Below are 25,823 nucleotides of genomic sequence, written 5' to 3'. Positions count from 1 at the left end.
TTTTGCTTTTACGATCTGTGGCGCGGAGCCCCAGCGTACGCCGCGCGTTTACCCGCACTTGACGGGGCGTCGCAAACGGAACGGAGCGAGCGCCCCGCTGTCGAACTCGGCGGGATCTCCGGCGAGGGTGCGGGGCGCACCGCTGACCACAGGAAGCCGTCGACTCGACCGCGGGGAAGCGCGGAACGAACCGCACCAGCCTGCCCGCGCCCAGCGCGCGGGCAGATCACGGCCCCCTGGGGGAAGGTGGGCACATGACGTACGACGAGGGCTTGGCCCAGCGGATCAGGGGGCAGCTCGGCGAACGGCCGGACATCACCGAAAAGCGGATGTTCGGCGGGCTGTCCTTCCTGAAGGGCGGCAACATGAGCGTGGGCGTGGTCGGCGACGAGCTCATCGCGCGGGTGGGCGCGGAACGGACCGAGGAGGCGCTCGCCCGGCCCGAAGCCCGGCCCATGGACTTCAGCGGCCGACCGATGCGCGGCTGGGTGACGGTCTCGGGCCCCGCTCTCGCGGAGGACTCCGTCCTGCGGCACTGGGTGACGGCGTCGATCGATTTCGTCGACACCCTCGCGCCGAAGTAGCCGGTGCCGCCGGAGCCGGGGCGCGCTTCGAGTCCGGCGGCTCGTACCGCACCCGGGTCACCGGCGAGAACACCGCCTCCGGCCGCTTCATCGCCATCGGCGGGTTCTCCTGCAGCGGTGGCCAGTGGACATGGTCCGGTTCTGCGGTGCATTGGCCTTGGCGCGAGGCTGATCTCAGTGATCGCCCGGTGGACCGCCTACGGGAGCCGTACGCTCGCAGCCGCTCGTTCGGGGCGCTGCCTCGTCGTCGGCGTACCGGCGCACGACGTTCACCGTGTGGCGTGGTCGAGGACGAGCTCAGCGGGGAGGGGCAGCTGGGCTCACGTGAGCGGTACGCGTGGAGTGCCCCCAGCCGTGTCCCGTGACCAGGCTGGGGGCTCGTCCGGAGGTGCCGGCGGGTGTCAGCCGCCGGCCTTCGCCTTCGTGGCGGTGGCACCCGCGGCGACCGTCGGGGGCTTGAGCTGGATCCAGCCCGCCTTGCTCGGTGCGCCTTCCTCGTTGAGGAGGAAGAGCATGTAGTAGCCGGGCGGGGCCGAGGCGGCGGTCGGTGGGGCCTGGAGCTCCAGGAAGTTGCCGCCGCGGCTCTTGATGCGTAGTTCGAGGTGACGCTGGCTGGTGTTGATCGAGTGGGTGGCGGTGGTCGGGGCCAGTAGGACGGCGCGGGTGACGTCGTTGGGCGTGCTGGTGCTGACCGTGATCTTCTCGTTGTAGGCGACGCTGGGGTTGAAGATCAGGCCGAGCGAGGGGCGGCTGCCCTGGTGGAGATAGGCGGGCTCGTAGATCTCGATGCTGCCGTTGTTGTTGTCGGTGATGTCGGGGTCGTTGGCGAGCTGCTGGAGCTCGTCGCCCGTGACCATGACTCGGCCGTCCGGGAGGACCACGGCGTTGGAGTGGTAGCCGCGCGGAAGCCGCTGGACGGGGCCGAGCTTCCAGTCGCCGTTCTCGTCGCGCAGTTCGACCTGGCGGTACTTGAGGTCGGCGTTGGGGTTGTACGGCCCGTTGCCGTAGTCGCGGATATCGAAGGCACCGTTGACGGTGAGCAGGTTGCCGTTCGGCAGCAGCAGAGTGTCGTCCTGGGTACGCCCGAAGGCGCGGGGCTTCTCGGTGTTCCACTTGCCGCCGGCGAGACGGTAGGTGTTCGGGTCGTTGCGGTCGCCGCCGAGGACCAGGACCGAGTCGGGGCCTCTGAAACCGGCCGGCAGGGGGACCGCGGAGCCGTAGTTGCGCCTCCACTGCCCGCCGTCCGGGCCCGGCTTGTCCTTGTTGATGTCCGGGCGGTTCGGCAGGTCGGTCTTGGTGTCGGCGAGGGTGTCGAAGAGCCATTGCTGGTCCACGGAACGGCCGAGTCCGTAGATCTTGCCGTCACGCAGTGAGAACAACTGCGGATAGTCCCACTTGAAGGGGGCTTCGGTCTTGAGCTGGTCCACTCCCCAGCCGATCGGCTTGACCGACTTGTCGAAGGGCACCTGTTGGGTCGCGGCGGGGAAGCGCTCGACGACCGGGGTGGGGGTGCCCCAGCCGAGCTCCGACTGGCCGGACATGATCACCTGGCGTCCGTCGGCGCCGGTGACCACGCTCGGGTACCACCGGCCGACGGACATGTCCTTGTTCAGGTACCACTCCTCCGCCCAGGGGTCGAAGACCAGGGACAGCTTGGCTCCGCTGCCTCCGTTGCCGCCGAGGTTCCCGCCGAAGACGCCGAGCATGCCGTTGGGCAGGTAGGAGTGGCCGGCACAGAAGAACGGGGCCGGGCGGGGTTCGTTCTTGCCGTCGGGCATGTTGACGACCGGCGGCTTCTTCTCGGTGAACGCTTCGGAGCCGGTTCCCTTGGCGGGGTCCCAGATCCAGGCGCGGCCGGCGTTCTCCTTGCCGATGGTGTCGGTGGGGGCGGGCTCCTTCTGCGGGTTGACCTCGATCCGCTCGAAGGAGAACAGCAGGACCTTGCCGGTGGGCAGCAGCGCGATGTGGGCCGCGAAGTCCGGGGATTGGAAGTACTCCCGGAACCGGCCGAACTCGGCGGCGTCAAAGGACGCGTTGGCCTTCTCTTGGGAGGCGGTCAGCGCCTTGAGCCGCTCCGTACGGGTGGTCTGCGGGTACTCGCCGATGCCGGCCATGGCCGTTCGGGTGCGGGCGTGCGCCTCGGCATGTTCCTTGCCGAGTGTCGCGGCTTCCTCCGGGTCGACGGTGACCGGTGCGCTCGCCGCCCGGGAGGCGGGGCCGTACGGGACGGCATCGCCCTCGTCTCCGTGACCGGTGTGGGCGAGTACGGGGCCTGCCGAAGCCAGGGCCATGGACACAGCCATCGCGGTGGCGGCGCAGACGGAGATCGCCGTGGCGAGTCTCCGGCGGGCGGGTAGGCGCGGACTGCTGCGGGACATGGGACTCCTTGCTGGCGAAAGGAAGGCACAGCGCTCCGACTGGGGGACACGTCGGCTGACACGGGCTGCGCCAGGACTGCCACATGATCACGCACAGTGACGAGATTTAGTGTTGAGGCGCGCCGGTCGACTGTCACCCCGAGGCGTGCACGCGGGTGACTCCGACCAACCCAAAGGTTTCTGCACGCCCCCTACCAGTGCATTCGGGGCGTGAATGGGAGGCGGGCGGCGTAATCGGCCAGTCGGAGGGTGGGAGGGTGTGCGAGTGCCGCATACGTTGTTGATTACTCTGCGCGGTATCGGCGTGGAGGTGTCGATCTTCTGGAGAGAGCATGGTGGACGATCTCAAGCTGCGTGAGAGCGACGACATCCAGGGCGATGTGATCGCCGGCTTCAAGAAGGACCAGATGGCCTTGCTGTTCCTCAAATTCGAGGACGCGGCGCGGGCGCGCACCTGGGTCAAGGCGTTGGAACCGCAGATCTCCACGACGCGGCAGGTGGCCGTCTTCAACGCCGCCTTCAGCAAGGCCAGGAAGGCCTCGGCCGGCGACGATCCGAAGGCGCTGAAGGCCACCTGGATCAACGTCAGTTTCACCTACGAGGGCCTACTGCAGCTGACCGGCAAGGACCCGCTGCCCTCCGTGAAGCCCGGCAGCGGACTTGAGGCCTTCAAGCAGGGCTCGGACAAGCGGGCGCTCGGGGACACCGGCGACAGCTCGCCGGAGATGTGGCTCTTCGGCAACGGCAAGGGCCAGGTCGTCCACGCCGTGCTCACCGTCGCCTCGGACACCGTTCAGGACCTCCAGGCGACGGTCAGACAGCAGCGCGAGACGTGTGCCGCGGCCAAGATCGTGATCGTGTTCCAGCAGGACGCCGCCACCCTGACCGGCAGCCGGAGGGGGAAGGAGCACTTCGGTTTCAAGGATGGCGTCAGCGAGCCCGGTGTCATCGGCTTCGACGAGCCGGACCCCGTCAAACCCGAGTACGTCAAGGGCCATCACGGCACCCGGCTGATCCCGCCCGGCGAGTTCGTCGTCGGGCACGACCGGGTGGGTGGCATGCCGCACGAGACGCCCGACTGGGCTGACAACGGAAGCTTCCAGGTGGTGCGCCGGCTCGGCCAGGACGTCCCCGGTTTCTGGTTCCAGGTCGCCGGGCAGCTGAAGGCGCTCAAAGAGGCCAAGGTGGTGCCGCCCGAGGCCACCACGGAGTGGCTGGCGGCCCGCCTCGTCGGCCGGTGGCGGTCCGGCACTCCCGTCGCCACGTGCCCGAATGCCGACCGGCCCTCCAGCGCGCTGGCCGGGGAGGACAACGACTTCGGCTATCGCAACGACCCCGAGGGCTTCATCACCCCGCTCTTTTCGCACCTGCGCAAGACCAACCCCCGGGACGGCCTGCAGGAGAAGCCCGGCGACCGGCCGTTCGACGAGAACCCGGTGATGGACCGCCGCCGGATCATCCGCCGCGGCGCCCCGTACGGCGCGCCCTTCGACCCCGCCTCGGAGGGCCCCGGAGGGCCGGACGAGAAGCGCGGCCTGCTGTTCGTCTGCTACCAGTCGGACCTTGTGCAGCAGTTCGAGTTCATCCAGAAGGCGTGGATCGACAGCCCGGACTTTCCACCCAACCGGACCAACAAGCCCGGCCCCGACGGAATGGTCGGCGCCGCCGGCAAGCTCAGCTACGAGACCCCCGGCAAGACCACGCAGCTGAGCCTGAGCCAGTTCGTCTTCACCGAGGGGTCCGTCTACGCCTTCGCTCCCTCGCTGACCCTGCTGCCGCTGCTCGGTGACGGCCGGCTCACCGACAAGCCGCCCGCGGTCGTCCGGCCAACCGACGCCTTCCTGCCCATCCCCGACATGCAACGGGACAAGGGCAAGAGCTGGTACTGGGCGTATGGGGCGGGCAGCGACAGCGGCGTCTGCCGGACCGTCTCCATCGCCGACGGGGACGAGCACACGGACGTCATCGAGCGCCCCGACCGGCCGCTGACCATGTGGCCGTGCTATGTCGGAGTGACGAAGGTCGACGCGGTCCTACCTGTCCCGGACGAACAGCGGATCAATGGCCGCAGCCGGTTCTGGCTGTTCCACACCGTCGAGGGCCGGCAGGTCTACCGGCGGATCTGGATCGCCGACGGCGCCGAGTCCGGGCTCCCTCCCGAGCAGGCGGCCGGGACCGACCTGCCGGACCGTTCGCTCTCCGCTTGGACCTCGTTCAGCGGCATCGAAAGGGTGGACGCCTTCCTGCCGGTGCCCGACATGCAGCGGGTGAACGGCAAGAGCCACTACTGGGTCTTCCACACCCTCATGGGTCGTCAGGTCTACCGGCTCATCTCGGTCGCCGACGGCAGGATGCACCAGGACGCCCTCGAACGCGGCGACCGAGGGCTCGACCTGTGGCGATCACTGACCGGGATCACACGGGTCGACGAATTTCTCGCGGTCCCGGACATGCAGCGGATCAACGGCATGAGTCTGTTCTGGGTGTTCCACCAGGACCAGTACCGGATCATCGTGATCCGCGACGGCAGCGGCCACGAGGACCAGATCACGGTCGAGGACCGACCCCTGACCATGTGGAAGTCCCTGACGGGCTGACGGACGCCTTGCCCTTGGTCCTCGGGAGCGGCCGCTCGACCGTCGGCCACCGCCTCCCCGCGTGGTGGCCGCCCCCGGGGGCCCGGCCGTGGCGGGACCGGAGAGGCGGGTGCGGTCTCGGCGTGTTCCGGCCAGGCAGTCGGGCCGCACCGGCGGCTGATGGCGAACGGTGTCGCCGCCGGGTCTTTGGGATCGTGAGAGGCTCAGCATCTGCTGGTGGTACACGGATGGCACCTCAGCTGACCAGCAAAGACGCTCATCTTTAGCGGAGTTGGCCGGTGGCTGGTCCGTGAATGGTCCGGATCTTGGTCCATCCTCGGGATGGCGGCAACGCGTCACTCCGGGCTGCAATGCGGCTCCGGCCTCCCTGGGGCTTCAGCGTGTCAACGGCGTGACGAGCGGCTGTCAGCAGCGGAGGCTCCCGGTCTGCTGATGGACATGCGGCTCTGCCTGCGCAGGGTGGGGGCGCGACCGTGCTGCGGCTACATCGGGGCGGAGTTGATCCGCCCCGGTCGGCCCGTTGGGTGGTGCTGTTCGAGCAGGTCAGCACCACCCAGCCTGATGGCTCGTGTTCCACCGTCCGCTCACGCATAACGGAAGGCTGGTCAGGCACGGTCAGGGGGAGGTCGCTCCTGCCCCCTTGTGCGTCAGACGGGGAGCAGCTGCCACTGCCGTTCCCGGTGGTCGCCCTCCGCCCTGTGCTGCTTGATCGCTGTGGGGGCGTTGGTGTCGACTCGCAGGATCAGACCGCTGTTCCGGTTCGCGATCTCGTACACCGGCGGGGTGCCGGTCGCGGGGTGAGGGCCTGGGCCGGGGTGAGTCCGGCGCCCACGAGGAGGGCCAGTTCGCCGTGGTAGCTGATGCCGTGCGTGGTGGGGTGGCCGGCGCCGCCCGTGCCGTCGGTGCCGGCCAGCAACGGGACCCCGGTCCGGAACATCCGCAGCGCGACGTCGGCCGGGTACCGGGCGACGACCGAGACCGGCCCCACCCGCACCTCGCCCTCGCCCGGGCCTTCGGTCCGCATGCGCTCGATCTCCTTGAGCCACTGCGGGTCGGCGTAGGGCCGCAATCATGGGTCGTCCACGAGGGCGTACTCGGCCGGGCTGTCGGTGGTACCGGTCAGCGAGGTCAGCGTAGGTACGACGAACATGCCCCGAGCCGCAGCGTCTTACGCGAGGGCGTCGTCGGAGAGCCCGTCGGCGGGGGCGTGGGCGAGGCCGTCGACACCGCAGTCGATCGCGAGGCGGGCCGAGCGGCGGGTGAGGGTGTGGGCGGCGGTACGCAGCCCGCGCTCGTGTGCGGCCCGCACCAACGCGCGGATCGTCTCGGGGGACAGGACAGGCATCGGTGTGCCGATCGCGGTTCCGTCCTCGATGAAGATCTTGAGGTGGTCCGCCCCGTCGGCGATCCGTGCCGCGACGAAGGCGTCGGCGTTCACGGAGCTGCCGGTGACGCGCGACGTGGTCTGGCAGCGGATCCACGACCGGGCACGCGGCGGGACCGCGTGAGGGGTACGGGGCAAGACACCCTCTACGCCTTCACGGGGGTGGCCGCGATGCCCCGGACCAGCAGCGCGAGGATCTCCTGGAGCCGGTGCTCCAGCGGGGCGCGGCGGGTCTCGGGGGTGGCGCGCGCCCATTCGTACAGCGCCCCGAGGTAGAGGTCGCGCAGGGCGTGGCCCACGCGCTCCGCGGAGAAGTCGGCCGAGAACTCACCCGTGGCGTGCCCGTGCTCCACGATCTTCGCGAAGATGTCGGCGAGGTGCGGGTCCTCGTGCAGGGGGCGCCCGGCCTTGACCCAGGCGGTCAGCATGGCCACGGTCAGCTCGCTCTCGGCGTCGTTGATCCGGCCGAGGACCTGCATGCACTGCGCCAGCTGCGACAGGGCGCTGGGGCAGCTGGGCGGCATGGACTCGGTGACCTCGACCTGGATCCGCTCCCTGCGCTGCTCCGCCCAGGCGAAGATCAGGTCTTCCTTGCGCTGGAAGTAGTTGAAGAAGGTCCCCCGGGCGACGTCGGCGCGTTCGGCGATCTCGTCGACGGACGCGTGGTCGTACCCCTTCTCCGTGATCAGGGCCAGCGCGGAGCTGTAGAGGCGGTCGTGAACGCGCTGCTTGTTGCGCGCGCGGCGGCTGACGGGTTGGTTGTCCACACTGACTCCATGATTTCGCGGGTTTGACCCGGGGAGGCCTCGCAGGACGCGCTGCCGGAGGCTCCCGCCTGCGACGTCGGCGTGTCTCACAGGCCCGCAAAACTTATACCATAGTCCAAACTTTCACCATGGCCGAAACCACCCCGCCCGTCCCGGCTCACTCCTGGCCGCCGACCTGCGCGAACTCCCGCGTCAGAGCGCCCGCGCTCTCCTCCCCCAGCAGACGGCTGACCGATACCCGCAGGTCGTGCCGGGAGGCCAGGTGCTGGCGCAGCCGGGAGGCCATGAGGGAGTCCAGCCCCTGGTCCCGCAGCGAGCGGTCGAGGTCCACCTCGTGGCTGTCCATGCCCAGCACGGACGCCGCGAGCGCCGGCAGGTCGACCCCCGCCGGCGCCACCGCCCCCTGGTCGCCGTGCGCGGGGTCGCCGTGCACGGGGCGGTCGTACGCGGGCTGGTCGGGCGCGGCCGCCGGGGCGGACTGCTCCGGCGTGCGCCGCCGGCCCCCGGTCAGGCGCTCGCGGACCTGCGCTGCCAGGGCGGGTATCCGGTCCAGGCCCGTCGGCCCGCCGAGGGCGGACCTGCGCAGGGTGATCCCCTTGATCCGCGCCACGACCCGCCCGTCGTCCCCCAGCACCAGCACGTGGCCGCGCACCGAGGCACCGGAGGCACCGGCGGCGACCGGGGCACCCGAAGCCGCCCCGGTCGTCGCCAGGCTCCAGAAGCGCTCGGGCAGTTCGGCCGCGAGCTCGACGGAGTCGAAGCCGACGGCGGCGTAGGTGTGCCGCGCCCCGAAGCGTGCCGCCGGCAGCGCCGCCAGGAGCGGCAGGAGTACGGACTCCCAGCCGGCCGGCGTGGCCACCTGCGGGCGGCGCATGCGGCTCAGGGTCATGCCGTCCCGGCTCCAGGAGCGTTCGACCGCCAGGAACGGCGCGTCCACCGCGAAGCCCAGGCGCGCCAGGTGCTCCTCGAACCGGGCCTGCGACACGTAGCGGCGGCAGGAGGCGAGGGCCCGGTCCAGCACCGCGTCGCCGCCCTGCCGCAGCTCGGCGGCGCCTCCCTCGCGCACGTCGGCCGTCATGCACAGCACGGGCTCGGCGAACCGGGGGTGCAGGGCGTGGACGGTGCACCGCCAGCCGGCCTGGTCGGGGCGCATGGTCAGCCTCAGGCGCACGAGGTCGGCGTCGGAGGCCTCCACCGGCGTCCCGCCCAGGCGGACCCGGTGCAGCGACCAGGCGGCGCCGGGGCGCAGTTCGTGTGCGGCGCCGAGCAGGGCGTCGGCGTAGACCATCGGGGGGACGGGGGCGAAGCCGTGCACGCTGATGGCCTCGCCCCAGGCGGCCGGATCGGTCCGGTCCGCGAGGCTCGTCTCGCGGACGTGGACCGGCGCCGCAGCGGTGGCGGCGTCCTCGCGCGGAGCCAGCCGCAGCGCGATGCTCTGCCAGGGGTAGCCGGGCAGGGCGACGGCCTCGGGGACGCCGCCGTGGTACCGCTCCCAGTCCACCCGGCCGCCGGCCGCGAAGAGCCGTCCGACGGAGCGCGCCAGGGCGGTGGCCTCGTCCTGGTCGCGCCGGAGCGACTCCACGGCGGTACCCGCGGCGCCCAGGGTCTCCTCCACGCCGTGCGTGAGCAGCGGATGCGGACTCACTTCGACGAAGACGCTGTCGTCCGCGCTCCCCGCGGCCCCGACCGCTTCGGTGAAGCGGACCTTGTCCCGCAGGTTCCGCGCCCAGTACGGGCCGTCGAGCTCGGAGCCGTCGACGGGCCCGCCGGTGACGGTGGAGACCATCGTCCTCGACACGGGCGTGGGATCGAGCGCCGCCAGCGCGTCGACCAGGTCCGCCCGGAGCTCGTCGGTGAGGGGGCTGTGCGAGGCGACGTTGACCTTGACCCGGCGGGCCAGGACCCCGCGGGCGTCCAACTCCCGCGCGACGGCGTCCAGGACGGCGCTGTCTCCGGAGAGCACGGTGGCGGTGGGCGCGTTCTCCGCCGCCACGCACACCCGGTCGCCGTAGGGCGCGACGGCCTCCGCGGCCTGCTCGGCGCCGAGTTCGACCGCCAGCATCGACCCGCGTCCCACCAGGCGCCGCATCAGCCGGCTCCGGCGGCAGATCACCGCCGCCGCGTCGGCCAGGGTCAGGGCTCCGGCGACGTGGGCGGCGGCGGTCTCGCCCATGCTGTGCCCGACGCAGACGTCGGGTGTCACACCGCGCTCGGCCCAGGCCGCCGCCAGGGCGATCTCCATGGCCCACAGGACGGGCTGGACCACCTCGACCTCGGCGGGGAAGGACTCGGCGGGGGCTTCGAGGAGTTCCCGTACGGACCAGCCCAGTTCCTCCCGGACGGCGCGGTCGCACTCCTCCAGGGCGGCGCGGAAGGCGGGTGAGGCGGCGAGCAGGCCCCGGCCCATGCCCGCCCACTGGGAGCCCTGCCCGGGGAAGACGAACACCGTGCGCTTGGCGGGGCCGCTCGGGGCCTTTCCGGTGCCGGCGCCGGCGGGCTCCTCCCCGCGGGCCAGCCGTTCGAGGCGGTCGGCGAGGTCCGCGTGGGTGTCGCCCACGGCCCACAGCCGGTGGGGGTGCGCCTCCCTGCGGGTCGCGGCCGCGGCGCAGATCGCGTCGAGGGGGGTGCCATGCCCCTTTCCGCCGGGCCGCAGGAAGGCGGCGTAGGACAGGGCCGTCCTGCGCAGCGAGTCCGCGGAGCGGGCCGACAGCACCAGGAGCTCGGGCCCGGCGGGCGCGGGCCGCGGCGCCGTCGCCGGGCGGGGCTCGGGCACGTACTCGCCGAGGACGACATGGGCGTTGGTGCCGCCGATGCCGAAGGAGCTGATGCCGATGAGGGCCGCGTCCCCGGCGGGTGCGAGCGGTTCGTTCTCCGTCACCAGCCGCACCGCCCCGGCGCTCGCGGCCACCTGCGGGTTCGGCCGGGTGACGTGCAGCGTCGCTGGGATGGTCCGGTGCCGCAGGACGAGCAGGGCCTTGATCAGGCCGGCCATGCCCGCCGCCGCCTCGGCGTGCCCGATGTTGCTCTTGACGGAGCCGACGCGCAGGGGTCCGGCCGCGGCGCCGTGCCGGGCCCGCTCCTCGATCAGGGCGCGCAGTTCCACGGCGTCGCCCACCGTGGTCCCGGTGCCGTGCGCCTCGACGTAGTCGAGGCGGTCCGCGCCGATGCCCGCGGACCGCAACGCCTCCCGCAGCATGGCGCGCTGGCCGGCCACGGAGGGGCGCAGGAGCAGGCCGTCCCCCTGCCCCTCGTGCGTGACGGCGCTGCCTCTGATGACGCCGAGCACCGGGTCGTTGTCCTTGACGGCGTCGCCGAGGCGCTTGAGGATCACGGCGCCGATGCCGTCGCTGCGGACGAACCCGTCCCCGTCGGCGTCGCCGAAGCGGCAGCGGCCGCCGGGCGCCAGCATGCCCCCTTGCGAGTAGGCGATGGCGTCGTCCGGGGTCAGGACGAGATTGGCCCCGCCGACGACGGCCAGGTCGCTCTCGCCCGTGAGCAGGCTCTGGCGGGCGCTGTGCACGGCGACCAGGGACGAGGAGCAGGCGGTGTCGAGGACGAGGCTGGGTCCGCGCAGGTCCAGGCAGTAGCTGAGCCGTCCGGCGGTCACGCCGCGGATGCGGCTGCCGGCCGCGCCGTGCACGTCGGCGGTGGCGTGCGCCTCCCCGTACTCGGCGGTGGCCTGTCCGACGAAGACGCCCGTACGGCTTCCCGCGAGGGACGAGGGGACGATGCCGGCGTCTTCCAGGGCCTCCCAGACGACGTGCAGGAGCAGCCGCTGCTGGGGGTCCATCGTCTTGGCCTCCACCGGTGCGATGCCGAAGAAGGCGGCGTCGAACCCGAAGGCGTCGGCGAGGAATCCGCCGTGGCGGCTGACGGTCTTCCCGGGCGTGCGCGGGACCGGATCGTAGAACCGTCCGGCGTCGAAGCGGTCGGGCGGGACCGGTGTGATCGAGTCGGTGTTGTCGAGCATGTTCTGCCATAACTCGTCGATGCCGTCCGCCTGTGGGAACCGGCATCCCATGCCGATGACGGCGACGGCCGAGTCCACGTTTCGGAATTCCTCAGGCATTTCCCCACCCCTAGTCCTGATGGCGCGATCGTGCACCTGCCTCCACCGCAGATGCCCGACCAAAAATACACTTGAGATCAATTTTGAGCTAACGACTATGCACGCCAAATCCCCGCGATTGCAGCGAAGTTGGACAGCTCTGGCTACTTGTGTCCCAGGTCACAGAGAATTTGTACTTGCGTCAAAACTTGTCTTGCCGTCTATAGTTGCTTCCGAGATCACGATGGCTGGCTGGAACGAGGCCACGGATCCGGGGGCAGAGATCGGGGGATCGCCGTGCACCACACACACTCCGCTTCCTCACTCCCTCCTTCCGTTCGGAGACCTGACGAGGAGTACTGAATGGCGGCGACCATGCCGAGGCACACCATTTCCGGCCCTTCGGGCAACGGACTTTTCACCAACGGCACACCCACGCGCTCGTGGACGGTCAGCACCGCGAAACCGGTCACGTACGAGGTGCGTTTCGAGAACGGCCTCCTCGACCCCGCCAACCCCGCCCTCGCCGAGGCCGGGAACGCCGCCGGGACCACCGGTTCGCGGCGCCTGCTGGTGGTCGAGGAACAGGTGCAGCGCCTCTACGGCGACCGCATAGCGGCCTACTTCGCGGCGCGCGGCCTGGACACCGAGACCTGCGTCCTGCCCGCCCACGAGCAGCTCAAGACCATGGAGTCGGCCTTCCGGGTCGTGGAGTCCATGGACGGCTTCGGCATCGCGCGCCGCCACGAGCCCGTCGTCGCCATCGGCGGCGGCGTCCTGATGGACATCGTTGGCCTCGCCGCCAGCCTCTACCGGCGCTCCACCCCCTACGTGCGCGTGCCGACCACGCTCATCGGCCTCGTCGACGCCGGCGTCGGCGCCAAGACGGGCGTCAACTACGGGCGCCACAAGAACCGTCTGGGCACCTACCACCCCTCCTCGGTGGCGCTCCTGGACCCGATGTTCCTGTCCACCCTCGACCAGCGCCACATCTCCAACGGGCTGGCCGAGATCCTCAAGATCGCCCTCGTCAAGGACCGGACGCTCTTCGAGCTGCTCGCCGCCCACAGCAAGGCCCTGCTCAGCAGCCGGCTCCAGCCCGGCGACGACCCCTCGGACCGCCGCGTGGCCGAGGACGTCCTGTGCCGCGCGGTGCACGGCATGCTGGAGGAGCTGCAGCCCAACCTCTGGGAGCACCAGCTCCAGCGCCTGGTCGACTACGGCCACTCCTTCTCGCCGGTGATCGAGATGGAGGCCCTGCCCGAGCTGCTGCACGGCGAGGCCGTCTGCGTGGACATGGCCTTCACCACCGTCCTCGCCCGCCGCCGCGGACTGGTCGACGACGACGAGGCCCAGCGCGTGCTCGCGGTCATGGACGACTTGGGGCTGCCCGTATGGCACCCCGCCTGCACGCCCGCGGCCATGGAGCGGGCCCTCGCCGACACCGTCCGGCACCGCGACGGACAGCAGCGGCTGCCGCTGCCGATCGGGATCGGCCAGGCCTGCTTCGTCAACGACCTCACCGCACCGGAGGTGCGCGGGGCGCTGGAGGAACTGCGCGAGCGGGACCTGGCCCTGCGGAGCGCCCTGTGATCGTCGCCGACACCTCGCAGGCCTCGCACGTCCACGGCGTGCACGGCGCGGAGGGCCTCACGTACTGGAAGTGCCTCGCACGCCGCACCGGCACGGCCGGCTCCTGGGAGGCGGTGGAGTGGGCCTGCCTGCCGCCCGGCGCCGTCAGCGGGGCCCACCGGCACACCCGTACCGAGGAGATCTACTTCGTCCTCTCCGGCCGGGGGGAGTTCCTCCTCGACGACACCGCCCACCCGGTGCGCCCCGGCACCCTGGCCCTCACCCGCGCCGGCAGCACCCACGCGCTGCGCAACGTCGGCGACGGGGAACTCGCCTGGCTGGTCGTGGAGATGTCCACGCCGGCGACGCACGCCGTCCTCACCCGGGACACCACCCCCTTCCCTCCTGGAGGACACATGCCCCGCAGCCGGGTCTACCAGCTCGACGAGGTGCTGCGCGTCGATCCTTCCGAGGCGTTCGACGGCCCCTTGTCCACCATCCGCATCCTGACCCTCGACGAGGGCGGCAGCCGGACGCTCACATCGCGGCACAGCGAGCACGTCCTGTTCACGATCGACGGCGAGGGCGTCGCCGACGGGCCGGGCGCCCGGGTCGAGCTCACCCCCGGCACCGCCCTGACCCTGCCGCTCGGCGGCGAGGTCCGGATCGAAGCCGCCGAGGGCGGACTCCAGCTCTTCCACGCCGAGATGGACGTCCCGCACGCCCGGGGGAAGGACCGATGATCGTCTCTCCCGCCGCGGCCCACGCCCGGGTGACCGGGCCGGGCGGCGGTTCCGACACCGGCTCCGGCACCGCCACCGGCGGGGGCACCGGCACCGGCTCCGTCCTCAGGCGCTGTCTGGCCCGGCGCGGCATGCTGCATAGCGAGTGCGAGGCCGTCGACCAGCTGGTCCTGCCGCCGCACGTCGGCGTGGAGCACCTCGGCCGAGCGGGGGTCGACGAGGCGTGGTTCGTCCTGTCCGGGACGGTCACGGTCGACGAGTGCGACTCCCCGCCCTGGACGCTGCACGCCGGCCAGCTGATGCTCAGCCCGGCCGGCACCCGCCCCCACATCAGGGCCGGCGCCGAGACGGCGACGCTGCTGCTCGTGGCGACGCTCCCCGACGAGCGCGCCGCCCAACTCCCCCCTCGTACACCGGAGATCCTCCATGACTAGTCCGGCCGCACTCGCCCCGGCCGCCGACGACCCGGTCAACGGCGCCTGGCCCCAGGGGTCCATGCGGGCCGTCGCCGTCGTCGCGCACCGGACCGTCGAGACCGTCCGGGTCCCGATCCCCAGGCCGCTCGCCGGCCACGCCCTCGTCCGCGTCGCCTACGCCGGACTGTGCGGGACGGACCTCGAACTCCTGCACGGCACGGCGAGTTACGTCCTCGACGGCCGCGCCACCCACCCGCACGTCGTCGGCCACGAGTGGAGCGGCACCGTCGTCGCCGCCCCGCCCGGTTCCGGTGTCGCCCCCGGGCAGACCGTGGTCGGCCAGACCATGGTCCCCTGCGAGAGCTGCGCCCACTGCCGCGGCGGGCGGCGCAACCTGTGCCCGCACATGCGGGAGGTCGGGCTGTACGGCCTCCAGGGCGCGGCGGCCGAGTACGTCCGGGTGCCGGCCTCCTCGCTGGTCCCGGTCCCCGCCGCGGTCGACGCCCGGTCCGCCGCGCTGGTGGAGCCCGCGGTCACCGTGGTCGAGGCCTTCCGGCGCGCCGGCTGCCGCGAGAGCGACCGGGTCGCCGTCGTCGGCACCGGGAGCATCGGCCTGCTCGCCGTCCAACTCGGCGCCCACCTGGCCTCGTACGTCGACGCCGTCGGGGTGGACCCGGCGGGCGTGGAGCTGGCGACCGGGCTCGGGGCCCGCCGCGGACTGCTGCCCGACCGGGCGGAGCCGGGCGCGTACTCCCTGGTCGTCGAGGCCTCCGGGGCCCCGGCCGGCTTCACGACCGCCCTGCGGCTCGTCGAACCGGGCGGCCGCGTCGCCGCCATCGGTGTGGCCCACGCGCCGGTGCCGGAGATGGACGCCGCCCGCATCACGCTCGACGGGATCTCCCTGCTCGGCATCCGGCACGGGCTCGACCACTACGACGACACCCTCGGCCTGTTCGCCCGCGGCGTGCTGCGCGCCGACCCCCTGATCAACCGGGTGCTGCCCGCCTCGGACGCGGACCAGGCCTTCCGCCTCCTGGAGGAGGGTCGCGGCGCCCGCCCGAAGATCCTGCTCCGGGTCGACCCCTCCGCCCCGGCCCACGAGGACGACCATGACCACTGAGAACACCCGCCGCAGCACCGCCTTCGTCACCGGCGCCAGCTCCGGCATCGGCCGCGCGACGGCCGTCGCCCTCGCCGAGGCGGGCCACCACGTCGTCGTCGGCTACCGCGCCGACGCGGAGGGCGCCCGTCGTACCGCGGACGCCATGCCCCCCGGTGCCGGGGCCACGCTCGTCCGGCTCGACCTGGGCGACCCCCGGGCCGCGGCCGAGACGGTCCGCCGCACCGCCGAGGAGCTGGGCGGGATCGACGTCTTCGTCAACAACGCCGGCGTCAACCGCCGCGCGGACGCCCTGGAGGAGGACGCCGAGGGCTGGCAGCGGCTCCTGGACGTCGATCTGACCGGCCCCTTCCTCTGCGCCCAGGCGGCAGCGGCGTCCATGGTCGCCGCGGGCCGGGGCGGACGCATCATCAACGTCACCTCCGTGCACGAGCACATACCCATCCGCGGCGGCAGCGCCTACTGCGCCGCCAAGGCCGCCCTCGGAGCGGTGACCAAGGTGATGGCCCTGGAGCTCGCCGAACACGGCATCACCGTCAACTCGGTGGCCCCGGGAGAGACCGCCACCCCCATGAACGGCGTCCCCGAGCACACCGACGCCGCCGACGTGAAGCGCCCCGCCATCCCGGCCGGCCGCCCCGGCCGGCCCCGGGAGGTAGCCGCCCTCATCACCCACCTCGCCTCGCCCGCCGCGGCCTACACCACCGGGGTGTCGCTCACCGTCGACGGCGGCCTGAGCCTCATGGCCGCGATCCCCAACCAGGGCTACGCCAACTCCCTGTGACGCGCGCCGCCGCACCGCCCACCCAGAAAGAAGACCTGCCCATGACCAGCCTGCTTCCGGCATCCCAGCGCACCGGAATCCCCACCGCCCGAAGCGTGGACCACTTCGCCTTCACCGTGCCCGACCTCGACCAGGCCGTGGAGTTCTTCACCACCACCCTCGGCGGCGAGCTCGTCTACCGGCTCGACCGGCTCGTGCGCGAGGACGACTGGATGAGCGTCCACCTCGACGTCGACCCCCGGGCCACCGCCGAGATCGCCATGCTGCGCCTGGGGCCCACCAGCAACATCGAGCTCTTCGAGTACACGGCCCCCACGCAGAACACCGTGCCGCCCCGCAACAACGACGTCGGCGGCCACCACCTCGCCTTCTACGTCGACGACGTGGACGCCGCCGTCGCCTACCTGAGCGGCCGGCCCGGCGTACGCGTCCTCGGCACCCCGCAGACGATGCCCGAGGGCTCCCCCAACGCGGGCGACCGCTGGATCTACTTCCTCACCCCCTGGGGCATGCAGATGGAGGTCCACTCCGTCCCGCAGGAGATGCCGTACCACCAGGAGACCGACGGGCGCCGCTTCGGCCCGGTCGCGCAGTGGCACAACGGCGACGAGAGCGCTCCGGCCGGCGGCATCCCCACCGTCCGCAACGTCGACCACGTCGCCTACACCGTCGCCGACCTCGACGCCTCCGTGGCCTTCTTCACCGAGGTCCTGGGCGCGGAGCTGCTCTACCGGATCGGGCCCCTGCCTCTCGACGCCGACGTCATGAGCACCCAGCTGAACGTGCACGGCGCCGGCACCATCGAGCAGGCCATGCTGCGCCTGGGCCCGACGGACAACATCGAGCTCTTCTCCTACGGCGTGCCCGGCTCCTCCGCCCACCCGCCGCGCAACAGCGACGTGGGCGGCCACCACCTCGCCTTCTACGTCGACGACGTGGACGCCGCCGTCGCCTACCTCCGGGCGCAGGACGGCGTGGAGATCCTGGGCGAGCCGGAGACCATCCCCGACGGCCCCATCGCCGGGGACCGCTGGGTCTACTTCCGTACGCCCATCGGCATCCCGATGGAGGTCCTCAACATGCCCGACGGGGCCATGCCGTACGAGGCCGGCACGCCGGCGCGGCGCTGTGACGGCGGCCCGGTGGCCTGGACGAACCGTCCCTGACCGGACACCAAGGCCATCCGGCCACCCCGCCACCCCGTCGACAGAAAGGGACACCCATGCGGTGGGACGACATATACCTGGCAGGCACCGGCGCCTGGCTGCCGACCGACCACGTCACGGCCCGGCAGGCCGTCGCCGACGGCGACTACAGCCCCGAGGAGGCGGAGCGCAGTGAGCAGCTGCACCTGATCGTGGCCCCGCCGGACGCCTCCACCCCCGGGATGGCGGCGGCCGCCGCGATCCAGGCCCTGCGGCGCGCCGCGCGCACGCCGGGCGAGGTGGACGTGCTCCTGTATTCCGTCCTCAAGCACAACGGCATCAACGTCGCCAACCCCACCTCCTACGTCCAGCGCGAGGTGGGCAGCGCCGCGGCGTTCGCCGCCGAGGTCCGCGCGGGATCCAACGGCGGCCTGGCCGCTCTGGAGTTGGCCTGCGACCGGCTCGCGGCCCGACCGGACGCGAACCTCGCCCTGGTGACTTGCGCCGACATCTGGGGGCCGCCCCACTTCGACCGCTGGCGGGCCGACTCCGGCCTCGTCTTCGGCGACGGCGGGAGCGCCGTCGCCGTGTCGACGCGGGGCGGGTTCGCACGGCTGCGGTCCCTGGTGACCACGCAGGACCCCGAACTGGAGGGCCTGCACCGCGGGAACGACGGCTTCGGCGACTTCCGCAACGGCGCCGACCACCCGATAGACCTGTTCCAGCGGGCCCAGGCGTTCCTAGAGCGGATGCCCAAGGAGGAGTTGTGGAAGCGCGGCGCCGTCGGCCTGCACGCCGCCGTCGCCCGGGCCACGGACGAGGCCGGCATCGCGCTGGAGGCGGCCGACCACGTCGTACTCCCGCACTTCGGCTCGCAGTTGCTGCGCCGGCAGGTCCTGCAGCCGATCGGGCTGTCCGACTTCTCCCGCACGACCTGGGAGTTCGCCCGCCGGGTGGGCCACCTGGGAGCCGGTGACCAGTTCGCCGGGCTCAACCACCTGGCCGAGAGCGGCACCCTGCGCCCCGGTCAGCACATCGTCGTCATCGGTGTCGGCGGCGGCTTCAACTGGAGCTGCGCCGTGCTGGAGGTGCTGGACACCCCCGCGTGGTCGGGCCGTGAGAACGCCCCGCACCCCGGCCACGCGCCGGCCGGTGAGGGGAGCGGAACATGCCGGTAGGAATCGTCCGGACCGGGTCCCACCTGCCGCCCGGCGTCGTGGACAACGCCATGGTGGCCGAGTGGAGCGGCGCGAGCCGCGAGTGGACCAGCGAGCGCACCGGAATCGAGGAACGCCGCTACGCCGCCCCGGGTGTGGCCACCTCCGACCTGGCGACGGCCGCCGCCCTCGACGTGCTGGGCGCCGATCGCTCCGCGTGGCCGCGCGTGGACACGATCGTGGTGGCCACCTCCACCGGAGACCAGCCGCAGCCGGCCACCGCGGCCATCGCCCAGGACAAGCTGGGGCTGCACGGCGTCCCCGCCTTCGACGTCAACGCCGTGTGCTCGGGCTTCCTGTTCGGCCTGAACGTCGCCCGCGCCCTGGTGGAGCAGCAGGACGGCCACGGCGCGGCGCTGCTGATCGCCGCGGACATGTACTCGCGCATCATGAACCGCGGCGACCGCAAGACGGTCGCCCTGTTCGGGGACGGCGCCGGCGCCGCGCTCCTGGCGCCCGTCCCCGACGGGTACGGCATCCACGCCGTGCGGCTGGTCACCGACGGCGGCCTCAGCTCGCTGGTGGGCGTGCCCGCCGGCGGTACCGCGAAGGCACTCGACCCCCGGGCGTGGGAGGCGGGCGAGCACCTCTTCACGATGGACGGCCGCGGTGTGCGCGACTACGTCCTGACCACCCTGCCCAAGCTGGTCACCGAGGTCCTGCAGGAGAGCGGCCTGGGCCTCAAGGACATCGACCGGGTGGTCTTCCACCAGGCCAACACCCGCCTGCTGGAGCAGTGCGTCCGCGAACTCGGCCTCGATCCCGCCCGGGTGCCCATGACGGCCCCGGTGTACGGGAACACCGGAGCCGCCTCCATACCGATCACCCTCCACGACTCGCACCTCAAGAGCCCCCTGCGGCGCGGCGAGCGGGTGCTCCTGGCCGGGGTGGGCGGCGGGATGACGGCGGGTGCCGCCGTCATGACCTGGTACTGAACACCGACCGAGGAGTCTCAATGACGAAGTCAAGCCAGCTGCGTGACCGGCGGGGCGGAGGTGAAGACCCTGCCGTCACGCAGCAGAGCCCCCAACACGTTGGCTCGCCGACGGGCCAGGGCGATGACGGCCTGGACGTGCTTGCAGCCCTCACCGCGTTTCTTGAGGTAGAACTCCCGGTTCGGTCCTTCGCGGATGATGCTGGTCTGCGCGGACATGTAGAACACCCGTCGCAGGCGGCGGCTGTATCGCTTGGGCCGGTGCAGGTTGCCGGTCCGCCGACCGGAGTCACGCGGCACGAGCCCAGCCGCGGAGGCGAGATGGCCGGCGTCCGCGTAAGCGGCGAGGTCGCCCGCAGCGACGATGAACTCGGCGCCGAGTATCGGGCCCATGCCGGGCATGGACTCAATGATCTCGGTCTGCGGGTGACTGCGGAACGTCTCGCGGATCTGTTTGTCGATCCGCTTGAGCCGGTCGTCCAGGGCCAGAATCTGCTCGGCCAGGTCAGCGACGATCTGGGCGGCCGTGTCCTCGCCGGGCAGGGCGGTCTGCTGGGCCTGGGCGGCTTCCAGCGCCGTCGCCGCCACCGCGTCGGCACCACGCACGCTGCGGTTGGCCAGCCAGGCTGTGAGCCGGGCCCGGCCACGTCGGCGGATCGCCGCCGGGGTCTGGTAGCCGGCCAGCAGCACCAGTGCACCCTTATGCCCCGAGTAGTCGAAGGCCCGTTCCAGAGGAAGAAAGACGCCGGTCAGCACGTCCCGCAGCCGGTTGATCATTCGTACCCGGTCCGCCACCAGGTCCGTGCGGTGGGCGGTCAGCAACGCGAGGTCTGCCGCGAGCTGAGCTGGCACGTCGGTCGCGGCGAAGTCCCGGCGGTGGTGGATGGTTTCAGCGATGACGTAGGCGTCACGGGCGTCGGTCTTCGCCTCGCCGCGGTAGGCGCCGGACATCCGGTTGACCGTGCGGCCCGGCACGTAGACGGCTTGCTGGCCGTGGGCCGCGAGCAGGGCCAGCAGCAGCGCGGAGGACGTACCGGAGATGTCCACCGCCCAGTGGACGTCGACCACCGCCCCCCAGTGGTGGCCCTTCCCCGCGTCGATGCCGGCCCACGCCTGGGCCCGTCGCTCACTCACTCGCCCTTCCTCGTTCCGCACGGTTCGCCGTTGGCCCGAGGAACACGCCGCTGTCATCTCCGTAATCAGCGACCGAAGCGCACATCTCAATCAGCAGCCAGGGCGCCCCGGAGAGCCGGACGGCCACTCCTTGGGAGCCACAGAAGGCAAGACACCATCAGCCACATCCGGCCCTCCCGGGCCGCCCAACAACTTACGGAGACACCATGAAGCTCGAAGAGAAGACGGCGGTGATCACCGGGGGGACGAAGGGCCTCGGCCTGGCCATCGCCCGCGAGTTCCTGCGGGAGGGCGCCCGGGTGGTGTGCGCGTCCCGCTCGGAGGGGGACGTCAAGGAGCTGCGGGAGGAGTACCCCGGCCGCACCCACTACGTCCAGGTCGACGTCAGCGATCCGCAGGCCGTGCGGGAGCTGATGCGCACGGTGGCGGAGGACTTCGGGCACATCGACACCGTCGTCGCCAACGCCGGCGTCAACCGCGACGGCAAGGTCGAGTCCCTGGACCCCGGGGACTGGCAGACCATGCTCGACACCAACCTCACCGGGGTCTTTCTGTCCGTGCAGGCCGCCGTCCCCTACCTCAAGGAGAGCGGCGGGTCGGTGATCACCGTGTCCTCGTGCATGGGCAGCCGGGTCGCCGTCGGCACCGCCGGGTACGCCGCGTCGAAGGCGGCCGTGGAGATGTTCACGAAGGTCGCGGCCATGGAACTGGGCCGCAGCGGCGTACGGGTGAACTCCCTCGCCCCCGGCATCCTCGACGAGGGCATGGGCCGGGAGCTGGCCGACAACGAGCGGGCCTGGGAGGCGTACAGCAGGCGCTTCGCGCTGGGACGTGCCGGCGAGGCCCGCGAGGCGGCGCGCGCGGCGGTCTTCCTGGCCTCCGAGGACGCCAGCTACGTCAACGGCGAGATCCTCGGCGTCAACGGGGGCCTGCTGTGGGCGTGACGCTCGACATCGACGAGGGGGTGGCCACCCTCCGCCTGGACCGCGCTCCGGTCAACGCGCTGGACCGCGAGGCCCAACGGGCGCTGCACCGGGCCGCCGCCGAGGCGGCCACCGATCCGCGGGTCAGGGCCGTGGTCCTGTACGGCGGCCCGGCCGTCTTCAGTGCGGGCGCGGACATCAAGGAGATGGCCGCCATGACGCACGCCGACATGCACGAGCACGCCGTCGCGCTCCAGGAGGCGTTCAGCGCGGTCGCCCGGATCGAGAAGCCGGTCATCGCGGCCATCAACGGCGCGGCTCTGGGCGGCGGGTGCGAGCTCGCGCTGACCGCCGACTTCCGCGTCTGCGCGGACGACTCGCGCCTAGGCCTGCCCGAGATCCTGCTCGGCGTGATCCCGGGCGCGGGCGGCACGCAGCGGCTGCCGCGGCTGGTCGGTCTGGCCGCCGCGAAGGACATGGTCTATTCGGGGCGGGCGCTGTCGGCCGAGGAGGCGCTGCGGATCGGCCTGGTGGACGAGGTGGTCCCGGCCGCCGAGGTGCTGTCCGCGGCGCTGCGCCGGGCCCGCTCGTACGCCCTGGGGCCGGCGGCCGCCCTGGCGGCGGCGAAGTACGCCATCGACCACGGCAGCGCGGCCGGGCTGAACGAGGGCCTGGCCGTCGAGCGGGAGCGGTTCGCCGCGCTGTTCGGCACCGAGGACCGGGAGCTGGGGATGGGCAGCTTCGTCGCCCACGGCCCCGGCCGGGCCCGCTTCGCGGGCAGATGAGCCCGCGCCCGCGCCCCCGTCGGCGGCTCGTCCCTGTCCCCGCCCCTGTCTCCACCCCCGTCCCCGTCCCCGTCCCGAAGAACCTTCTGGAGAGGTAGAGCTGTGCCCCTTCCCCTGTTCGCCCTGCTCGTCTGCGTGTTCGGGGTGGGAACCGCCGAGTACGTCATCGCCGGCCTCCTGCCCAACGTCGCCTCCGACGTCGCGGTCAGCGTGCCCAGCGCGGGCCTCCTGGTCACCGCCTACGCCGCGGGCGTGGTCGTCGGCGGACCCCTCATCACCGCGCTCACCACCCGCGTCGAGCGCAAGACCCTGATGCTCACGCTCATGACGGTCTTCACGCTCGGCAACGTCCTGGCCGCCGTCGCCCCCGGCTACGGGGTGCTCATGGTGGCCCGCGTGATCTCCTCCCTGGCCCACGCGACCCTCTTCGCCGTGGCCCTGGTCGTCGCCGTCCAGTCCGTGCCCGCCGAGAAGCAGGGCCGCGCCGTCGCTCAGGTCGCCGCCGGCCTCAACCTGGCCACGGTGCTCGGCGTCCCGCTCGGCACCCTCCTGGGCGAGGAGTTCGGCTGGCGCTCCACCTTCTGGGCCGTCGCCGCCGTGGCCCTGGTCGGCACCCTGCTCATCGTGGCGTTCATCCCGGCGGCCCGCGCCGGTGCCGACGCGGTCGCCCCCGACACCACCACGCTGCGCGCCGAGGTGTCCGTGTTCGCCCGGCCCCAGGTGCTCCTGGCCATCGCGATCACCGTCCTCGGCCAGACCGGCGCCTTCACGGCCTTCACATATCTGGCGACCATGCTGACCGACACCACCGGGTTCTCCGGCACGGCGGTCACGGTGCTGCTCCTCGTGTACGGCATCGGCTCGCTCGCCGGGAACCTGATCGGCGGCCGGCTGGCCGACCGGTCCCTGATGAAGTCCCTGTGCGGCATGCTCGTCGCCCTACCCCTCGCCCTGGTCGTGCTCGGCCTCACCCTGCACAACAAGGCGGCCGTGTCCGTGGCCGTGTTCGTCTTCGGCGCGGCCGCGTTCGCCATCACCCCCGCCCTGCAGGCCCGCCTGCTCGGCGCCGCGGCCGGGGCCCCCACCCTGGCCGTCTCGGCCAACATCTCCGCCTTCCAGCTCGCCAACGCCTTCGGCGCCTGGATCGGCGGCCTCGTGATCGGCTCGTCCCTCGGCGCCACCGGCGTCAACTGGGTCGCCGCCGTCATCTCCCTGCTCGCCCTGCCGCTGGCCGTCCACGCCCTGCGCTCCGACCGCCGCGCCGCCGGTGCGGGCACCGGCCCGGCGCCGGCGCAGAGCCCCGCGCCCGCCGAAGCCTGACCCACCGCAGCCCGACCCCGAGGAAGAACACCCCATGCGCGCAGTAGTGATGAACGCCTACGGAAGCCCCGACGTCCTGCACGAGGCCGACGTGCCCGACGCGCCCGCGCCCGGCCCCGGCCAGGTCCGGATCCGGATCGAGGCGGCGGCGGTCAATCCGGTGGACAACCAGGTCCGCTCCGGATCGAAGGGCGACGAGATCACCCTCCCGCTGCCGATGACCCTGGGCTGGGACCTCTCCGGCCGCATCGAGTCCACCGGACCGGGCGTGGAGCGGTTCGCCGTGGGCGACCCCGTCATCGGCCTGTCCGCCCAGCCCGCCACCGGGCTCGGCACCTGGGCCGAACTGGTCACCCTCCACGAGTCGCTGCTCGCCCCGGCCCCGCGCTCCATCAGCCTCCGGGACGCGGCCGCCCTGCCGCTGGCCTCGCTCAGCGTGCACCAGCCGTTCGAGCGGCTGCGCCTCCCGGCCGGGGCCTCGGTCCTGGTCACCGGCGCCGTGGGCGCCCTCGGCGGCTACGCCCTCCAGCTCGCCGCGCACCGCGGCTGGCGCCCGTCGGCGCTGGTCCGCGAGCAGGACGTGGACCTCGCGGAGGAGCTCGGGGCGCACGAGGTCCACACCACGGTGGCCGGCGCCGCCCGGGCCGGCGGGTACGACGCGGTGTTCGAGACCGCCGGCATCCCCGACGCGATCAAGGCCGTGCGGGACGGAGGGTCCCTGGTCACCGTCGTGCCCACGGTCGTTCCGCCCGCCGAGCGCGGCATCACCCCGCAGGTCTCCTACGTCGACCAGGACGGCGCGGCACTGGAGGAGCTCGCCGCCCTCGTGGACCGCGGGATCCTCACCGTGCGCGTCGCCCGCGCCCACCCCTTCGCCCGGGCGGCCGAGGCGGTAGCCGGCTTCGAGGCCGGCGGCGTCCGCGGCAAGGTGCTCCTCGTCCCCTCGGCCACCCCCGACGGCGCGGCCGGCTAGCCGGCGGCAGCGCCCCCGTACGCCGGGTGGGACCGGACCCCCGCGGTCCCACCCGGCCCGGACCCGTACAAGGAGACCCGGTGAAGATCGGTATCAACCTGCCCAACTTCGGCCCCGGCATGGATCCCCCGACGCTGCTGGGCTGGGCCCGCACCATCGAGGACCTGGGCTACGACCTGCTGCTGGTCTCGGACCACGTGGCACTGACCCCGGACGCCGCCGGCCGCTCGCCCGCGCCGTTCTACGAGGCGTTCACCTCGCTGGCCTGGCTCGCGGCCCAGACCTCCCGGATCGAGATCGGCACCGGGGTCGTCATCATGCCCCACCGCCATCCGCTGCTCCTGGCCCGGATGGGGGCGACCCTCGACCAGCTCTCGGGGGGCCGCTTCGTCCTGGGCGTCGGGGTCGGCTGGGCCCGCCAGGGCTACGAGGCCCTGAACGTCCCCTTCACCACGCGGGGGCGCGTCACCGACGAGTACCTCGCCGCGCTGCACCAGCTCTGGAGCGAGGGGCGGGCCACCTTCCGCGGCGAGACCGTCTCCTTCACCTCGGTCCACAGCGCCCCGATGCCGCGCCGCGAACCCGCGCCGCCGGTGTGGATCGGCGGCAACAGCCTGCCCGCGGTGCGGCGCGCGGCCCGCTTCGGCGACGCCTGGCACCCCCTGTGGCCGAACGCCGACTGGCTGCGGCACGCGGCGCTGCCCGCGCTGCGCCAGCTCAGTGCCGAGGAGGAGCGCCCGCTCCCGCTGCTCTGCCCCCGCATCCAGATCTCCCTCACCCGCACCCCGCTGCCGGACGCGGGCCGGCGGACGGGCCACGGAACGGTCGCGCAGGTCCGCGCGGACCTGCGCGAACTGGAGGCGCTGGGAGCCGCGTACGTCGTACTGGACACCGATCCGGGGGACCAGCGGCTGCGCGGCACCGCCCAGCAGGACTGGCGGACCCTCGAAATCCTCGCCGAGCAGGTCGTCGACCTCACCACCCACACCGTGCGCTAGG

21 protein-coding genes are annotated in these 25,823 nt (G+C 72.5%); 15 read left to right on the top strand and 6 right to left on the bottom strand.

What is annotated here, in order from left to right:
* Positions 1–254 precede the first annotated feature (254 nt).
* The gene (locus OG974_RS09405; protein ID WP_328761985.1) at positions 255–584 is read left to right on the top strand and encodes a TfoX/Sxy family protein; all 330 of its coding nucleotides are present in this window, start codon (positions 255–257) and stop codon (positions 582–584) included.
* Between the two features lie 401 nt (positions 585–985).
* Here OG974_RS09405 and OG974_RS09400 read toward each other — a convergent pair whose 3' ends face one another.
* Positions 986–2,962, bottom strand: coding sequence for a galactose oxidase-like domain-containing protein (locus OG974_RS09400; RefSeq protein ID WP_371646152.1), 1,977 nt, complete (start codon positions 2,960–2,962; stop codon positions 986–988).
* 332 nt (positions 2,963–3,294) lie between these two features.
* Between OG974_RS09400 and OG974_RS09395 the strand changes: the two genes are divergently transcribed.
* Positions 3,295–5,559, top strand: a complete 2,265-nt coding sequence (locus tag OG974_RS09395; RefSeq protein ID WP_371646150.1) for a Dyp-type peroxidase — start codon at positions 3,295–3,297, stop codon at positions 5,557–5,559.
* 742 nt (positions 5,560–6,301) lie between these two features.
* Here the strand turns inward: OG974_RS09395 and OG974_RS09390 are convergent.
* From OG974_RS09390 to OG974_RS09375, 4 genes are all read right to left on the bottom strand, one after another.
* The gene (locus tag OG974_RS09390) at positions 6,302–6,628 is read right to left on the bottom strand and encodes a hypothetical protein (RefSeq protein WP_371646948.1); all 327 of its coding nucleotides are present in this window, start codon (positions 6,626–6,628) and stop codon (positions 6,302–6,304) included.
* Between the two features lie 99 nt (positions 6,629–6,727).
* Complete coding sequence (locus tag OG974_RS09385; RefSeq protein ID WP_329312928.1) at positions 6,728–7,081, bottom strand: hypothetical protein; 354 nt, start codon at positions 7,079–7,081, stop codon at positions 6,728–6,730.
* 8 nt (positions 7,082–7,089) lie between these two features.
* Positions 7,090–7,710 carry a TetR/AcrR family transcriptional regulator gene (locus tag OG974_RS09380; RefSeq protein ID WP_327282203.1) on the bottom strand — a complete coding sequence of 207 codons (621 nt, stop codon included), beginning with the start codon at positions 7,708–7,710 and terminating at the stop codon, positions 7,090–7,092.
* Between the two features lie 157 nt (positions 7,711–7,867).
* Positions 7,868–11,779: a type I polyketide synthase gene (locus OG974_RS09375; protein ID WP_371646147.1), complete on the bottom strand. Its 3,912-nt coding sequence runs from the start codon at positions 11,777–11,779 to the stop codon at positions 7,868–7,870.
* A gap of 342 nt (positions 11,780–12,121) precedes the next feature.
* Here OG974_RS09375 and OG974_RS09370 point away from each other — a divergent pair, with 342 nt between their 5' ends.
* The 8 genes from OG974_RS09370 to OG974_RS09335 are packed head-to-tail and all read left to right on the top strand — an operon-like array spanning position 12,122 to position 19,690.
* Positions 12,122–13,351 (top strand): sedoheptulose 7-phosphate cyclase, encoded by a 1,230-nt coding sequence (locus tag OG974_RS09370; protein WP_371646145.1) that lies wholly within the window; start codon positions 12,122–12,124, stop codon positions 13,349–13,351.
* Positions 13,348–14,073, top strand: a complete 726-nt coding sequence (locus tag OG974_RS09365; RefSeq protein ID WP_266669481.1) for a cupin domain-containing protein — start codon at positions 13,348–13,350, stop codon at positions 14,071–14,073. The genes OG974_RS09370 and OG974_RS09365 overlap by 4 nt, the downstream gene beginning before the upstream one ends.
* Positions 14,070–14,507 (top strand): cupin domain-containing protein, encoded by a 438-nt coding sequence (locus OG974_RS09360; protein WP_371646143.1) that lies wholly within the window; start codon positions 14,070–14,072, stop codon positions 14,505–14,507. Before OG974_RS09365 ends, OG974_RS09360 begins: the two co-directional genes overlap by 4 nt.
* Positions 14,500–15,609, top strand: coding sequence for a zinc-binding dehydrogenase (locus OG974_RS09355; RefSeq protein WP_371646141.1), 1,110 nt, complete (start codon positions 14,500–14,502; stop codon positions 15,607–15,609). Before OG974_RS09360 ends, OG974_RS09355 begins: the two co-directional genes overlap by 8 nt.
* Positions 15,599–16,393, top strand: a complete 795-nt coding sequence (locus OG974_RS09350; RefSeq protein ID WP_328761976.1) for an SDR family oxidoreductase — start codon at positions 15,599–15,601, stop codon at positions 16,391–16,393. The genes OG974_RS09355 and OG974_RS09350 overlap by 11 nt, the downstream gene beginning before the upstream one ends.
* A 41-nt stretch (positions 16,394–16,434) precedes the next feature.
* Entirely contained in the window at positions 16,435–17,559 is a 1,125-nt protein-coding gene (locus OG974_RS09345) for a VOC family protein (protein ID WP_266669489.1), read from the top strand.
* Between the two features lie 56 nt (positions 17,560–17,615).
* The gene (locus OG974_RS09340; protein ID WP_327282196.1) at positions 17,616–18,716 is read left to right on the top strand and encodes a ketoacyl-ACP synthase III family protein; all 1,101 of its coding nucleotides are present in this window, start codon (positions 17,616–17,618) and stop codon (positions 18,714–18,716) included.
* Positions 18,707–19,690, top strand: a complete 984-nt coding sequence (locus tag OG974_RS09335) for a ketoacyl-ACP synthase III (RefSeq protein ID WP_327282195.1) — start codon at positions 18,707–18,709, stop codon at positions 19,688–19,690. Before OG974_RS09340 ends, OG974_RS09335 begins: the two co-directional genes overlap by 10 nt.
* Before the next feature lie 29 nt (positions 19,691–19,719).
* Here the strand turns inward: OG974_RS09335 and OG974_RS09330 are convergent, their stop codons facing one another.
* Complete coding sequence (locus tag OG974_RS09330; protein WP_371646138.1) at positions 19,720–20,823, bottom strand: IS110 family transposase; 1,104 nt, start codon at positions 20,821–20,823, stop codon at positions 19,720–19,722.
* A gap of 206 nt (positions 20,824–21,029) precedes the next feature.
* On the opposite strand from OG974_RS09330, the gene OG974_RS09325 reads away from it, so the two are divergent.
* The 5 genes from OG974_RS09325 (at position 21,030) to OG974_RS09305 (ending at position 25,822) form a co-directional block, all read left to right on the top strand.
* Complete coding sequence (locus tag OG974_RS09325; RefSeq protein ID WP_371646136.1) at positions 21,030–21,767, top strand: SDR family NAD(P)-dependent oxidoreductase; 738 nt, start codon at positions 21,030–21,032, stop codon at positions 21,765–21,767.
* Positions 21,758–22,531, top strand: coding sequence for an enoyl-CoA hydratase/isomerase family protein (locus OG974_RS09320; protein ID WP_327282192.1), 774 nt, complete (start codon positions 21,758–21,760; stop codon positions 22,529–22,531). Before OG974_RS09325 ends, OG974_RS09320 begins: the two co-directional genes overlap by 10 nt.
* A 102-nt stretch (positions 22,532–22,633) precedes the next feature.
* Positions 22,634–23,851 (top strand): MFS transporter, encoded by a 1,218-nt coding sequence (locus OG974_RS09315; protein ID WP_327282191.1) that lies wholly within the window; start codon positions 22,634–22,636, stop codon positions 23,849–23,851.
* 34 nt (positions 23,852–23,885) lie between these two features.
* Positions 23,886–24,824: an NADP-dependent oxidoreductase gene (locus tag OG974_RS09310; RefSeq protein ID WP_327282190.1), complete on the top strand. Its 939-nt coding sequence runs from the start codon at positions 23,886–23,888 to the stop codon at positions 24,822–24,824.
* Positions 24,825–24,904: 80 nt separating this feature from the next.
* A complete protein-coding gene (locus OG974_RS09305; protein ID WP_328761973.1) occupies positions 24,905–25,822 on the top strand; it encodes a TIGR03619 family F420-dependent LLM class oxidoreductase in 918 nt (305 codons plus the stop codon).
* Position 25,823 lies beyond the last annotated feature (1 nt).

The organism is Streptomyces sp. NBC_00597 (assembly GCF_041431095.1).
Taxonomy (GTDB): Bacteria; Actinomycetota; Actinomycetes; order Streptomycetales; family Streptomycetaceae; genus Streptomyces.
The sequence above is the reverse complement of the archived record's forward strand: the minus strand, read 5'-3'. Positions and strand labels throughout refer to the sequence as shown.

What these genes read in the sequence shown, in the direction of transcription:
- OG974_RS09405 (WP_328761985.1), top strand. Translation starts at nt 255, where the DNA reads ATGACGTACGACGAGGGCTTGGCCCAGCGGATCAGGGGGCAGCTCGGC.
- OG974_RS09400 (WP_371646152.1), bottom strand. Translation starts at nt 2,962, where the DNA reads ATGTCCCGCAGCAGTCCGCGCCTACCCGCCCGCCGGAGACTCGCCACG.
- OG974_RS09395 (WP_371646150.1), top strand. Translation starts at nt 3,295, where the DNA reads ATGGTGGACGATCTCAAGCTGCGTGAGAGCGACGACATCCAGGGCGAT.
- OG974_RS09375 (WP_371646147.1), bottom strand. Translation starts at nt 11,779, where the DNA reads ATGCCTGAGGAATTCCGAAACGTGGACTCGGCCGTCGCCGTCATCGGC.
- OG974_RS09370 (WP_371646145.1), top strand. Translation starts at nt 12,122, where the DNA reads ATGGCGGCGACCATGCCGAGGCACACCATTTCCGGCCCTTCGGGCAAC.
- OG974_RS09360 (WP_371646143.1), top strand. Translation starts at nt 14,070, where the DNA reads ATGATCGTCTCTCCCGCCGCGGCCCACGCCCGGGTGACCGGGCCGGGC.
- OG974_RS09355 (WP_371646141.1), top strand. Translation starts at nt 14,500, where the DNA reads ATGACTAGTCCGGCCGCACTCGCCCCGGCCGCCGACGACCCGGTCAAC.
- OG974_RS09350 (WP_328761976.1), top strand. Translation starts at nt 15,599, where the DNA reads ATGACCACTGAGAACACCCGCCGCAGCACCGCCTTCGTCACCGGCGCC.
- OG974_RS09345 (WP_266669489.1), top strand. Translation starts at nt 16,435, where the DNA reads ATGACCAGCCTGCTTCCGGCATCCCAGCGCACCGGAATCCCCACCGCC.
- OG974_RS09340 (WP_327282196.1), top strand. Translation starts at nt 17,616, where the DNA reads ATGCGGTGGGACGACATATACCTGGCAGGCACCGGCGCCTGGCTGCCG.
- OG974_RS09335 (WP_327282195.1), top strand. Translation starts at nt 18,707, where the DNA reads ATGCCGGTAGGAATCGTCCGGACCGGGTCCCACCTGCCGCCCGGCGTC.
- OG974_RS09325 (WP_371646136.1), top strand. Translation starts at nt 21,030, where the DNA reads ATGAAGCTCGAAGAGAAGACGGCGGTGATCACCGGGGGGACGAAGGGC.
- OG974_RS09310 (WP_327282190.1), top strand. Translation starts at nt 23,886, where the DNA reads ATGCGCGCAGTAGTGATGAACGCCTACGGAAGCCCCGACGTCCTGCAC.